11 protein-coding genes are annotated in these 13,270 nt (G+C 67.2%); 9 read left to right on the forward strand and 2 right to left on the reverse strand.

The window, feature by feature from the left end:
- Positions 1-2: 2 nt before the first annotated feature.
- Together BC102111_RS00170 and BC102111_RS00175 are read right to left on the reverse strand one after the other, a co-directional pair.
- Positions 3-2,285, reverse strand: a complete 2,283-nt coding sequence (locus BC102111_RS00170; protein ID WP_101623307.1) for a DUF6049 family protein — start codon at positions 2,283-2,285, stop codon at positions 3-5.
- A gap of 42 nt (positions 2,286-2,327) precedes the next feature.
- On the reverse strand, positions 2,328-2,816 hold the full coding sequence (locus BC102111_RS00175) for an NUDIX domain-containing protein (protein ID WP_040341368.1): 489 nt from the start codon (positions 2,814-2,816) through the stop codon (positions 2,328-2,330).
- 115 nt (positions 2,817-2,931) lie between these two features.
- On the opposite strand from BC102111_RS00175, the gene BC102111_RS00180 reads away from it, so the two are divergent.
- The 9 genes from BC102111_RS00180 (at position 2,932) to BC102111_RS00220 (ending at position 13,121) form a co-directional block, all read left to right on the forward strand.
- Entirely contained in the window at positions 2,932-4,413 is a 1,482-nt protein-coding gene (locus tag BC102111_RS00180) for a CCA tRNA nucleotidyltransferase (RefSeq protein ID WP_063250373.1), read from the forward strand.
- Between the two features lie 109 nt (positions 4,414-4,522).
- Positions 4,523-6,229, forward strand: a complete 1,707-nt coding sequence (locus BC102111_RS00185; RefSeq protein ID WP_101623308.1) for an AMP-binding protein — start codon at positions 4,523-4,525, stop codon at positions 6,227-6,229.
- Positions 6,230-6,554: 325 nt separating this feature from the next.
- Positions 6,555-8,894: a transglycosylase domain-containing protein gene (locus tag BC102111_RS00190; RefSeq protein WP_009376861.1), complete on the forward strand. Its 2,340-nt coding sequence runs from the start codon at positions 6,555-6,557 to the stop codon at positions 8,892-8,894.
- A gap of 50 nt (positions 8,895-8,944) precedes the next feature.
- Positions 8,945-10,369 (forward strand): hypothetical protein, encoded by a 1,425-nt coding sequence (locus BC102111_RS00195; RefSeq protein WP_009376859.1) that lies wholly within the window; start codon positions 8,945-8,947, stop codon positions 10,367-10,369.
- Between the two features lie 176 nt (positions 10,370-10,545).
- Entirely contained in the window at positions 10,546-10,836 is a 291-nt protein-coding gene (rpsF, locus tag BC102111_RS00200) for a 30S ribosomal protein S6 (protein WP_009376857.1), read from the forward strand.
- Positions 10,837-10,867: 31 nt separating this feature from the next.
- Positions 10,868-11,488: a single-stranded DNA-binding protein gene (locus tag BC102111_RS00205; protein ID WP_009376855.1), complete on the forward strand. Its 621-nt coding sequence runs from the start codon at positions 10,868-10,870 to the stop codon at positions 11,486-11,488.
- A 35-nt stretch (positions 11,489-11,523) separates the two neighbouring features.
- Positions 11,524-11,763, forward strand: a complete 240-nt coding sequence (gene rpsR / locus BC102111_RS00210; RefSeq protein ID WP_009376853.1) for a 30S ribosomal protein S18 — start codon at positions 11,524-11,526, stop codon at positions 11,761-11,763.
- A 16-nt stretch (positions 11,764-11,779) separates the two neighbouring features.
- Positions 11,780-12,238 (forward strand): 50S ribosomal protein L9, encoded by a 459-nt coding sequence (rplI, locus tag BC102111_RS00215; RefSeq protein ID WP_009376850.1) that lies wholly within the window; start codon positions 11,780-11,782, stop codon positions 12,236-12,238.
- Positions 12,239-12,485: 247 nt separating this feature from the next.
- Positions 12,486-13,121, forward strand: coding sequence for a DUF1345 domain-containing protein (locus tag BC102111_RS00220; RefSeq protein WP_009376849.1), 636 nt, complete (start codon positions 12,486-12,488; stop codon positions 13,119-13,121).
- The last annotated feature ends 149 nt before the right edge of the window (positions 13,122-13,270 follow it).

A 13,270-nucleotide genomic window follows, 5' to 3' on the forward strand; every position in this document is an offset into this window, starting at 1 on the left:
TCCTACCTCTTCTCCGGTTCGTCGTTCTTCGCGCGGGCGACCGCCGCCGCCAGCTGCTGTTCGGGGATCTTCCGCCGTCCGCGGGACACGGACTTGACCAAGCCGATCACGAACACGGCCGCGAGCGCCAATCCGACGACCGCGGTGCCGATGTTCTCCCAGTCCGCGCGGACCCGCACGAGCAGTGAGGCGTCCCTGGGCAGGACGACGCCGTCGGCGGTGACCATCTCGATGGTCGTGGGCACGTCGGCGTTCGCGAGCCCCTCGACGGGGACGTCGACGCGCATCGTCTCTGCGGGTGGGACGGCGACGGTCTCCGTGGTCTGGGCCCGCAGCTGCGGGGTCTGCGGTTTCATCTGCAGCCTGAGCGTCGCCTCGGCGTTGGTGTCGTTGACGATCGTCACCGGGATCGTCGTCTTCTCCCCGGTGACGAGGAGCACCGAGGAGCCCTTCTCGAGGTAGAGGCCGTCCATCTGCGCCCGGCTCGTCTGCTGCGCCTTCGCCAGGCACGTCGACGAATCCCCGCCGAGGGTCCACGCGACCGAGGTGCACGCGAGCAGGGACCGGTCGAGGCGCGTGTTCGCGGCCTCAGGATCGGAGAACGCGCTGTTGAACTTCGACTCCGTGGTCCGGACCTCGGCGATCCCCTCGAGCGTGCTCGTGGCGATCCGCTCGGGATCCGTCGCCTTCTGGAGCAGGCCCCGCGGTTCGGGATCGCTCTCGAGCAGGGCATCGAGACCGGCCGCTTCGATCCAGGGGGTTCCGGTCACGGTCTTCACCGTCGACTCCCACCCCGCCGAGGCGGTCGTGCGCGGCAGAGGCACGAGCAGGTGCCGTGACCGGTTGGGCGCCTCCGACTGGATCGCCGCGGTCGTGGCGACGAGTTCGCTCATCGCCGCCGCCGGTGCCTCGGCGTTGATGACGTCGGCGCTCAGCCGGGTCAGGGCCGAGTCGGAGATGAGCGTCTCGACGGTCGACTGCCCGTCTGAGGTCGTCCGGGTCACCGAATGCGCGTCCTCGCGGATGCCTGAGGTGGGAGGCTGCTGGACGTCATCGAGGATGACCGTCGAATTCCCCGCCTTCTGCAGGGCGCGGAGGTCCGCACGGTCCGCGGTGCCGGCGATCGGCCACGCGATGTCCGTGCGGGCATTCGGAAGGACATCCTTGACGATGCTCTTCTCCTTCTCCGCGAAGGCACCGAGGTCGTCGAGCTCCTCGCCGGTGAGCGAGTTCTGATCGGGATCGCCGAAGGGCAGGGCGAGCACCGTGCGGGTCTCTGCGGTCGCGAGGAACTCGCGGTACCACGCGTCGAGGCGCTTGCGCTGCTCCTCCCGCTCGTCGGGGCCTTCGGCGGCTGCGGTCTCACCAGGGCTCGGCGGCGGGGAGGGCGCACCGGTCTCCTCTTCCTCGCCGTCCTCGGCGGGGGGTTCTGCCACGGCGGCCTCGAACGAGGCGACGACCCTGGGGTCGAGGGCGATGGCCACCTTGGGGTCCTCGAACGCCCGGGCGGCGTTCGTCAGCGCTCCGTCCTCGGCGATCGCGGCATCGAGCTCGTCGGGGCCGATGAGGCCGTCGGTGGTGTAGCCGGGCAGGGTGACCGGGGCGAGGAAGCTGATCGCTGTGCGATCGAACTTCGGGTTCGGATACCACGTCGTGAAGCCCACTCCGGTGGCCAGCGCCCCGGAGGCGTCGCGGATCTGCACGCTCAGTCCACGGGACCCCCACGAGGAGTTCGGGGAGGACGCGCGCAGACCGAGCTGGTCGGCGGGCACCGTGATCGTGAACTCGCCCGTGGACCCCGGGGCGAGTTCCTTGGCGAAGGTCGCATCCACCGAGGTGACCGGATCGGCATCGTCACCGCCCTGCTTCTCGGCCTGCTTCCTCGCCTCCGGCCCGTCGCTGTCGAGATCGGCGACGACCCGGTGCCGGGACTGATCGGTCTTCCACGCTTCGATGCGGTATTCGGAGTCGAGGGTGCGCAGCGACATGCCGAGGCGCAGCTGCGGATCGACGATCGCCGTGTCCGTCGAGTTCGTCACCGTTCCGCGCACGGTCAGGGTGCCCTTGTCGTCGAGCCACGGAGTGATCTCATCGAGTCGCATCGACACGCCGGTGCCGGATCTCCCGCCGTCGGCGTCGCCGCCGTCGGCCGCGCCGCTCGCATTCTCGCCGCTCTGGCCGCCGGAAGCCGCCGCGGCCAGGGGGAGGGCGAAGACCGACCCTGCCAGCAGCAGGGTCGCAGTCAGCAGCGCGAAGAGGACGCGCGCGGGGGTGAAGCTGTTCACTGTTCCATTTCGTTCGTCATGCGGCACACAGGCACACCGCCCTCACATCTCCCACTCACGGACCATGGGACGGGCAGCGGCGACGATACGGCGTTCGTTGGCGAACGACAATCGCGTCCGCAGCTCGTCGAAGGGCACCCAGGCGGCGTCGACGGCCTCCTGGTCGGGATCGTTGTCGACCGTGAGCGTGCCGGACCTCGCGCGGAGCAGGAAGTGGTGGACGAGTTTGTGGATGCGGATCCCGGTCACCGTGAACCAGTAGTCGACGGTACCGAGCGGGCAGATGACCTGGCCGAGGATCCCGGTCTCCTCCTCGACCTCACGGCGGGCCGCCTCGGCGGCGGTCTCCTCCCCTTCGAGATGCCCTTTGGGCAGGCACCACTCGAGACGCCCTGCGCGGTTGAGTCGGGCGATGACGGCCACACTGAGATCCTGACTGGAGAAGTCGACGACGATGCCCCCGGCGGATGTCTCCTCGACCGTGGTGCGTCGGGATGCCCGCGGTCCCGGTTTGGGCATCGGTGTGGTCATTCTCCTACCTTAATGGGCGATTCTTGGAAGTCCCGCTTGACGCGCTCCCGGTAGGCTGGAGGTTGCTCGATCGCCGTGCCCGCAGGCCGGCTTACCTCCAAGAGTCAGGAGTTCGGTGGACCCGCAGAGCGCGCATGTGCGGCTGTACGACAAGCTCGATGAGCTCGACGACATCCTCGGTCCGCTCGGCAGTCGATTCGCCGAGGCGGGATTCGAGCTCGCCCTCGTCGGCGGCTCGGTGCGCGACGCGCTCATGGGACGGCCGATGCCCGACCTCGACTTCACCACCGACGCCCGCCCCGACGACATCCTCGCCCTCATCGTCGACTGGGCCGATGCCCATTGGGACATCGGCCGGGAGTTCGGCACGATCGGAGCGATGAAGTCCGGGGTGCAGATCGAGATCACGACCTACCGCGCCGAGGCGTACGAGCCCGATTCGCGCAAGCCCGTCGTCCGCTTCGGCACCGACCTCGACGCCGACCTCGTCCGCCGCGACTTCACGATCGGGGCGATGGCCGTGCGCCTGCCCCAGAAGACCTTCGTCGACCCCTACCAGGGCTTCGACGACCTGATGGCCGGCCGGATCCGGACACCCGGAACCCCGGCGGACTCGTTCTCCGACGATCCGCTGCGGATGATGCGCGCCGCGCGCTTCACCTCACAGCTCGGACTCGACGTCGATCCCGGCGTCGAGGCGGCGATGACGGAGATGGCCGACCGGATCGCCATCGTCTCCGCCGAACGCATCCAGGTCGAACTCGTCAAGCTCATCACCGGCGTCGATCCCGCCGCCGGGATCGACCTGCTCGTGCGCACCGGGATCGCCGACCATGTCCTGCCCGAGGTGGCAGGGCTGCGGCTCGAGACCGACGAGCACCACCGGCACAAGGACGTCTACCAGCACAGTCTCACCGTGCTCCGGCAGGCCGTCGACCTTGAGGCCGCCTATGCCGCGAGGCAGCGGGAAGCCGGAGTCGAGGCCGCCGACCCACAGCACCTGCCCGAACCCGACTTCGTCGTCCGCTTCGCCGCCCTCATGCACGATGTGGGGAAGCCCGCGACCAGGAACTTCCTCCCTGGCGGTGCCGTGACCTTCTACCACCACGATGTCGTCGGCGCGAAGCTCACGGCGAAGCGGATGAAGGCCCTGCGCTTCGACAAGGACACGACGAAAGCCGTCTGCCGCCTCGTTGAACTCCATCTGCGCTTCTACGGCTACGGGGATGCGGGGTGGACGGACGCTGCCGTGCGCCGCTACGTCACCGATGCCGGAGCTCTGCTCACCCGCCTCCACATCCTCACCCGTGCCGATGTCACGACGCGGAACCGGAAGAAGGCCGACCGGCTCGCGTTCGCCTACGACGATCTCGAGTCGAGGATCACCGCGCTCGCCGAGCAGGAGGAGCTCGCGGCGATCCGGCCCGACCTCGACGGTCGGCGGATCATGGAGATCCTCGGCATCGAACCCTCTCCGCTCGTCGGGCGGGCCTACAAGCACCTCCTCGAGATGCGCCTCGAACACGGACCGCTCGGCGAGGAGCGGGCCGAGGAGATGCTGCGGGCCTGGTGGGCGGAGAACGCCCCGAAGGAGTGACACCGCCCCCCGCCTCCACCGGGGCGGCCGCCGCCTGGTAACTTCGGAGTCGTGAGAATGTGTGCGCCGTCACAGGCGACGCGCGAGCAGCGAGCACGAGGAGACCGCAATGACTGTGACTGACGAGTTCCGGGCGGCCAGGGACCGGCTCATCGAGCTCCGCAGCGACTACGACGCTGCCCGTGAGAACTTCGAGTGGCCGCGCTTCTCGCACTTCAACTTCGGCATCGACTGGTTCGACCGGATCGCCGAGGACAACGACGATCCTGCGCTGTGGATCGTCGAACAGGACGGGTCGGAGGGCAAGTGGAGCTTCGCCGAGCTCGCCGCACGTTCGAACCAGGTCGCGAACTTCCTCCGCCGCTCCGGCGTCCAGCGCGGCGACCACGTCATGGTCATGCTCGGCAATCACGTCGAGCTGTGGGAGACGATGCTCGCGGGCATCAAGCTCGGCGCCGTGCTCCTGCCGACGACGACGCAGCTCGGCCCCATCGACCTGAGCGACCGCGTGGAGAGGGGCCGGGCCCAGTTCGTCGTCGCCGGTCCTGAGGACGCTGCGAAGTTCGACGACGTCGACGCCGAGGTCGTCCGCATCGTCGTCGGCGGAGAGCCGACCCGCCAGCAGGACTATGCCTACGCCGAGGCCGAGGAGGAGCGCACCGAGTTCGAACCGCAGGGCCGCTCCCGCGCCGACGACCTGCTCCTGCTCTACTTCACCTCGGGCACGACGTCGAAGGCGAAGATGGTCGCCCACACCCATGTCTCCTACCCCGTCGGACATCTCTCGACGATGTACTGGATGGGGCTGACCCCCGGCGACGTCCATCTCAACGTCGCCTCGCCCGGATGGGCGAAGCACGCCTGGTCGAACATCTTCACCCCGTGGATCGCCGAATCGTGCGTGTTCCTCTTTAACTACTCGAAGTTCGACGCCGGCGCGCTCATGGAGACGATGGATCGGGCCGGGGTGACGAGCTTCTGCGCGCCTCCCACGGTCTGGCGGATGCTCATCCAGGCCGACCTCGGCCAGCTGCAGACCCCGCCGACGAAGGCCCTCGGGGCGGGTGAGCCGCTCAACCCCGAGGTCATCGACCGGGTCAAGAGCGAATGGGGTGTGCTCATCCGCGACGGATACGGACAGACGGAGACGACCCTGCAGATCGGCAACTCCCCGGACCAGCCGCTCAAGTACGGGTCGATGGGCAAGGTGCTCCCCGGCTACGAGGTCGTCCTCATCGACCCGGCCACCGGGGAAGAGGGTGACGAGGGCGAGATCTGCCTCCGCCTCGACCCGCCTCCGCTCGGCCTGACCACCGGGTACTGGAACAACCCCGAGAAGACCTCTGAGGCCTTCGAGGGCGGCGTCTACCACACCGGCGACGTCGCGCAGCGCGATGAGGAGGGCTACATCACCTACGTCGGGCGGGCCGACGACGTGTTCAAGGCCAGCGACTACCGGCTCTCCCCGTTCGAACTCGAGAGCGTGCTCATCGAGCACGAGGCCGTCGCCGAGGCGGCCGTGGTCCCCTCCCCGGATCCGGTCCGTCTCGCCGTCCCCAAGGCCTATGTCGTCGTCGGCAGCGGGTTCGAGCCCGATGCCGAGACCGCGCGCTCGATCCTCGCGTACTGCCGGGAGAACCTCGCCCCCTACAAGCGGATCCGCCGACTCGAGTTCGCCGAGCTGCCGAAGACGATCTCGGGCAAGATCCGTCGCGTCGAACTCCGCGCGAGAGAGGATCAGCTCCACCCCTTCAGCGGCGAACCCGCTGTCGAGGGGACCGAGTACGCGGACACCGACTTCGACCTCAAGGGCTGAGTCGGGCGGCTGCACGACAGGGGATGCGGACGGGAGGTCGGCCTCGCGGCCGAGGCGATTTCAGTGCCTGTGACAAGGGAGAATGTGAGCAAACACGCACTCTGAGTGTTTGCTTTACGTGAAGAGATGTAAAATTGCTGGTGAACGGGTTGCCGTAGGCGCGCCGTTCTCACAGCGGGTGATGCTCAGCAGCCACATGGCGCGGCGGAACCGCATTTTTCACGGTGTTCCAATGAACGCGTGCGACACTGAAATCCATTTGTGACCTTTTCGAACCTCGTCGCCATCGCAGTGCGGGACGTGGAGAAGACCTGGAGGACCTTGGGTGGCTAAGGCAGAGAAAGCAGCCGGAACCAGAGGCAGGAAGACGAAGAATCTGCTCAACTATCCGCGTGCCGGAGTGAGCGGGTGGACGCGCTTCCTGCCCAGTCTGCGCATCCTCGTCGTCGGCGGTCTCAGTGCGATCATCCTCGCGTGCATCGCGTTCGCAATCGGCTACGCGACGACCGAGGTCCCCGAACCCAACCTCGAGGCGACCGGGCAGACGTCGACGATCTACTACAACGACGGCAAGACCCCGATCGGCCACTACAAGATCGAGGACCGGAGGTCTGTCGACATCGGTGAGATCTCCGAGCCGATGCAGAAGGCCGCGATCGCTGCCGAGGACACGTCGTTCTACGAGAACCGCGGCATCTCGATCAAGGGCCTCTCCCGCGCTGTGGTCGGCGTCGTGACCAACCAGTACGCCGGCGGCGGGTCGACGATCACCCAGCAGTACGTGAAGAACTTCTACCTGACGAACGAGCATTCGCTCGACCGCAAGGTCAAGGAGATGTTCATCGCGCTCAAGATCGACCAGCAGCAGAGCAAGGACGAGATCCTCGCGAACTACCTCAACACGATCTACCTCGGACGCCGCTCCTACGGTGTCGAGGTCGCAGCGCAGAACTACTTCGGCAAGTCCGCGAAGGACCTCGATCTCGCCGAATCGGCGCTCCTCGCCGCGATGATCCAGCGCCCCGGTGCCGCCGATCCGGCGGAGAACCCGGAGATGTACCAGGATCGCTTCGACTACGTCATCAAGTCGATGGTCGACGAGGGCTTCATCACCCAGGAGCAGGCCGACCAGGTCGAGATGCCCGAGGTCAAGGCGCAGAGCAAGGAGGACTCGCTCAGCGGTCAGAAGGGCTACATGTGGGAGTACGTCCGCAAGGAGGCCATGGCGAAGCTCGGGATCGACGAGTCGCAGCTCGACCGCGGCGGCTACAACATCGTCACGACCTTCGACGCGAAGCGGATGAAGGAAGCCGAGCAGGCGATCAACGACCTGCCGAAGGACAAGCCGAAGGGCCTGCAGGCGGGCCTCGTCTCGATCGATCCGAAGACCGGCGGCATCGAAGCCTTCTACGGCGGCAAGAACTACCTCGATCAGGCGTTCAACGCCTCGACGCAGGGACACGCTCAGGCGGGTTCGACGTTCAAGCCCTTCGCCCTCGTCGCCGGCTTCGAGAACGGCGTGCGCCTGACCGATCGGTACCCGGGAAGCCCGACGACGCTCAACAATGACGGCACTCCGTGGCCGGTGAAGAACTTCGGCGGCTCGAGCTATGGACCGGTCACCCTGCTCAAGGCCACGCAGTCCTCGATCAACACGGCCTATGCAGCGCTCAACGTCCAGGTCGGTCCCGACAAGACCGTCGACGTCGCACAGCGGGCGGGCCTGAGCCCCAACTGCACGAAGGAGCAGATGGCCTCGGGCGACACCGGCAACTGCACGATCGACCTCACCCCGAACGCGGCCAACGTCCTCGGTACGCCGAGCGTCAAGGTCATCGACATGGCCACCGCTTACGCGACGTTCGCTTCGAACGGCGTGCGCCACGAGACCCACTCGATCGAGTCGGTCTCGAAGGACGGCGAAGAGGTCTACAAGGCCGACACCAAGGGTGAGCGGGTCTTCGACAAGGCCGTCGCCGCCGAGACCACCTACGCCCTGCGCCAGGTCGTCAACGGCGGGTCGGGCAGCTACGCCCAGAACCTCGGCCGCCCGGCGGCCGGCAAGACCGGTACCTCGACGTCGAACAAGTCGGCGTGGTTCTCCGGCTACACCCCGCAGCTGGCCACCTCGGTCGTCCTCTACCGCGAGGTCGACGGCAAGTCCGTGCCGATCGGCGCCTACGGCGGTCGCAGCGAGGTCACCGGTGGTTCGTTCCCGATCCAGGTGTGGACGGCGTACATGAAGGACGCCCTCGAGGGGACGAAGGTCGAACCCTTCCCCGAGCGCGGCAAGCTGCCAGAGGTGAAGAAGCCCGCCAATACGAACGCTCCTCCGGCGCCCAAGCGCGAGCCGCGCGAGGATGACGACGACGCGCGGAAGAAGGCTCCCGTCGACGAACCGACGAAGAAGCCCAAGGACGACGAGGAGAAGGACTCCGGCAAGGACAAGGACAAGGAGAAGGACGCCGACTCCACCGCCGATACCGACGGCAAGGACTCCGCCGACGGGTCGAATGAAGGGTCCAAGGACGGCAACGAAACCGGGTCGTCAGACGAAGGCGGGGACGGTGAGAATCCGACGAAGCCGCCTAAGAAACCGGACCCGACTAAGCCCCCGAAGAAGCCGGTTCCTATCGATCCGCCGACCGGAGCGCCCGGCGGGTGATCCCGCACGCCGGGGGCCGGTCGTCCTCCGATGACCGGTAACCTCTGAATATGCCTTCGACTCCAGCCACCCGGATCGCCGAGCCCCTGCTCGGCGGTCCGGACGGCATTCACCGCGGTTCCGCATCGGCCGTGTATCTGCGCGGGCAGGCGTTCGTCCTCGCGGGGATCCTCGGGATCACGACGTTCCTCGCTCTCGCTCTCCAGGGTCCGTGTCTGAGCTCGGGCTACGAGCGGCCGAGCGCCTCGGCGAGGATGTGCGCGGGCCCGCTGTCGACGGCGTTCCTCGGGCAGTTCAATCCCGAGGCGGTGGGCCGCGCTCGCGGCGGAGCCTCGGGTCTCTCGGTCCTCGACGGCGTGCTCGTCGACGTCTTCCGCCTCATCACCGACGACGTCTCGGTGTTCATGGCGTTCGTCCTTCTCCTCAACGTCGTCGGGGTCGCGGCACTCGGTGTGGCGTTGCTCCTCCTCGCCCGCCGGCGGGCATGGCTCGTCGCCGTCTTCGCCTCACCCGTCATCCTCTTCACCCTCGGATCGACGCTCGACCCTCTCGCGCTCGCGCTCAGTCTCTGGGCCGTCGTCCTCGTCGTCGCTCCGGCTCCGGTGACTCCGCGACCGTGGCTGGCGGGGATCCTGCTCGCGATCGCTGCGTTCGAGAATCCGCTCGCTCTCCTCGTCCTCGCCGCCCTCGCGCTCTCGGGGCTCTACCCGCCGGGCCGGCTCGAGCACCGCAACCCGCAGATGATGATCGCCACCGCGACGATCGCCTCGGCGATCATCCTCGTCGCCGACGGCACCACGATCCGTCGCGTGACCCAGTGGCTCTCGGACGCCGTCGACGGCGGCTCGTTCGCCTCGATCCTCGTCATGGCCCGCATCGGTGACGCCGGGACGTGGGCGACGGTGTGGATCGTCGCGAGCGGGCTCCTTGTGGCGGGCGTCCTCGTCGCCCTGTTCATGGTGCGTGTGCATGGCCTCGACCCGGCCGTCACCTCGTGTCTGCTCATCGGCTCGTGCCTCGTCCTCGCCCCCGCCCTCATGCCGTGGGATTCGCTGTGGCTTCTCCCCTTCCTCGCCCTCGCCGTGTCCCGGTGGTGGGTGCTCATTGCCTGGGCCCTCGCCGAGGCGGTCTTCGCCATTGCGATCCAACTCGGCGACGTCACCGGCATCGATCCGAGCAAGGGCCTCGAACCCTCCTTCATCGCCCTCTTCTCCCTCCTGCGGCTCTTCGCCCTCATCATCGTCGTCGTCTTCGCTGGGGAGAACCTCTACCGGCGTCGGGTGCGCGGACGGCTGCGCCCGCGGATCCGGTCGGCAGAGCCAGCCACCGGCGATGCCGATTCCGAGGGCGCGGGCCCCCGCGCCGACGTCGCGGCCGGCGGGAATGATGGAGCGGCCGGCAGCGGTGCCGGGAAGACCGCCGAAGGAGACTCAGGCGGACACGGGGACTCGGGCACCGCCTCGGCGAGGGAATGACCCTGCCCCCGTGGCCAAGGGCACGGGAAACCGACATGACAGCCGGCGGCGCGGTCCCGTAGAATAGGGAGGTCTGTTCCCATTTCGCGGACCTCGCGGAGGACGGAACGGGCACGCATTTACCCTCCTGCCATGGACCGACCATGGCCGTGAAGACCAGAGGAGGTGGGTGACACATGCGTCATTACGAGCTCATGCTCATTCTCGACAGCGACCTCGAAGAGCGGACGTTGGCTGACACCGTGAACAACCTGATCAAGGTTGTCCCGGCAGAGAACGGAACCGTCGACAACGTGGACATCTGGGGACGTCGGCGCTTCGCCTACGAGATCCAGAAGAAGTCCGAGGGCTACTACGTCGTGGTGGACTTCCACGCGGAGCCGGCCACGACCAAGGAACTCGATCGTCAGCTCGGACTCAACGAGTCGGTGCTGCGGACCAAGATCCTCCGCCCGGACGCCAAGTAAGCGTCACGCTACCCCGTTTGAGGAGCATTCAATGGCAGGCGAAACAGTCATCACGGTCGTCGGGAACCTGACAAGCGATCCCGAACTGCGCTTCACACCCAACGGTGCTGCAGTCGCGAACTTCACCGTGGCCTCGACGCCGCGTATCTTCGACCGTCAGTCGAACGAGTTCAAGGACGGGGAGACCCTGTTCCTGCGCTGCTCGGTCTGGCGTGAGATGGGAGAGAACGTCGCCGAATCGCTGCAGCGGGGTACCCGGGTCATCGTGCAGGGCCGACTGAAGTCGCGCTCGTTCGAAACCAAGGAAGGCGAGAAGCGCACGGTCATGGAGCTGGACGTCGACGAAGTCGGCCCCAGCCTGCGACGCGCGACCGCTCAGGTCTCGAAGAACGAACGCGGCGGCGGAGGCTTCTCCGGCGGTGGCGGCAACTCCGGCGGCTACCAGGGTGGCGGCCAGCAGGGCGGCTACCAGCAGCAGTCGTCGGGGTGGGGCAACAACCCGCAGCAGGGCAACCCGCAGCAGGGTGGACAGCGCCAGGGCGGCTACAGCCAGGGGAACAACGGTCCGAACAACGACCCGTGGGCATCATCTTCTCCCCAGAACGACAACGGCGGCTGGGGCAATCCCGGCGCCGACGAACCGCCGTTCTGACCACGTTTTAGACATTTCTCATACAGGAGAGACTCATGGCAAAGCCAGAGATCCGGAAGCCTATCAAGAAGAAGGCGAATCCGCTCAAGAAGGGCGAAGCGGCCAACATCAACTACAAGGACACCGCTACGCTCCGCAAGTTCATTTCTGACCGTGGCAAGATCCGTGCACGGCGCGTCACCGGCGTGACCGTGCAGGAACAGCGCGTCATCGCGAAGGCCGTCAAGAACGCCCGCGAGATGGCACTCCTGCCCTACTCGAGCTCTGCTCGCTGATCGGAGGAGAACAGTTATGCCGAATCGCAAAGTGATTCTCACTCAGGAAGTCGACGGCCTCGGGGCCGCCGGTGACATCGTCGAGGTTCGCGCCGGCTACGCGCGCAACCTGCTCGTCCCCCGCGGCTGGGCCACCCCGTGGACCGAGGGCGCGGAGAAGCAGATCCTCGCGCTGCGCAAGGCCCGTCAGGCCAAGCAGATCGCCGACCACGACGAAGCCGTCCGCGTCAAGGACCAGCTCGAGTCGACGAGCGCTCGCATCGAGCTCAAAGCCGGCAAGAACGGTCGCCTCTTCGGCGCCGTCACCCCGGCACTCGTCGCCGAGGCGCTGCAGACCGCGACCGGACACGACTTCGATCGTCGTCAGGTGGCGCTCACCGGTCACGTCAAGACCTCCGGCAGCTACACCGCTGTCGTGCGCGTCAACGACACGATCACCGCGAACGCCAAGTTCGACGTCATCGGCAAGGCCTGATCGCCGTAGCCTGATCGGCTGACGGTCCTGCGGGACCGTAGGCTGATCGGTCCTCCGGGACTGTGAGCTGGTCGGTCCTCCGGGACCGGCCGCCGAGACCACGACCGCCGGGTGCCCCACCGTGGGCACCCGGCGGTCGTGCATTCACGTGGCTGGGAACGGCCAGATCGGCTCCGGGTGTGGCAGAGTGTTGTCGAAAACCTCGGTTGTCGGAACTCCCGCCCCGGTCGATTGGAGACGTGACCCAATGAAGAAGCTCATGATCAGCGCCACCGGACGGCTCGTCGCGTCCATCATCGTCGGATTCATCATCGGCGGCATCGTCGGTCTCCTCACCACCACCGGCGATGGGTTCCTCGTCGGCATCGCGGCGGCGACGACGTTCTTCGTGCTCGTGGGCACCGCCGCCCTGTGGCCGATGTCCTCCGAGGAGACGAAGTCGAACGCGAGCCGGGAGGACTTCAACCCCGTCCTCGACGAGGTCGTCATCACGATCGCCCAGCTCTGCGGTCTCGGCGGCATCATCCTCCTCCAGATCGTCGGCGGCTCCCAGGCCGGGAACTGGGAGGCGGCGATCGCCCTCCTCGGCGTCTTCATGTCCTGGGCCGGCCTGCAGATCCTCTACAGCGCGCGCTACGCCTACATGTACTTCGGCGACGGGACCCCCGGCGGCATCGACTTCAACTCCGATCGGGTGCCCAACTACAAGGACTTCCTCTACTTCGGCTACGCGGTCGGCATGACCTTCGGCGTCACGGACACGAGCGTCTCCGACACGCAGATCCGCGCCGTGGTGCTGCGCCACAGTCTGCTGTCCTACGTCTTCAACGCGGTCATCCTCGCCACGGCCATCAACCTCGTCGTCGGGGTCTTCTCGAACTGAGGGTGGCGGGGCGCAGGGAGTTGCGCTGCGGGTGCGGTCGTGCGTGTTGTCGACGCCGCAGTCGGGGCTGTCGGCTGTTCCGGAGGAGGATCCAGTGCGAAACTGAGCCCGATTTCGAACTCGATCCTCCTCGGGGAGTCACCCATTCT

The organism is Brevibacterium casei CIP 102111 (assembly GCF_900169275.1).
GTDB lineage: Bacteria > Actinomycetota > Actinomycetes > Actinomycetales > Brevibacteriaceae > Brevibacterium > Brevibacterium casei.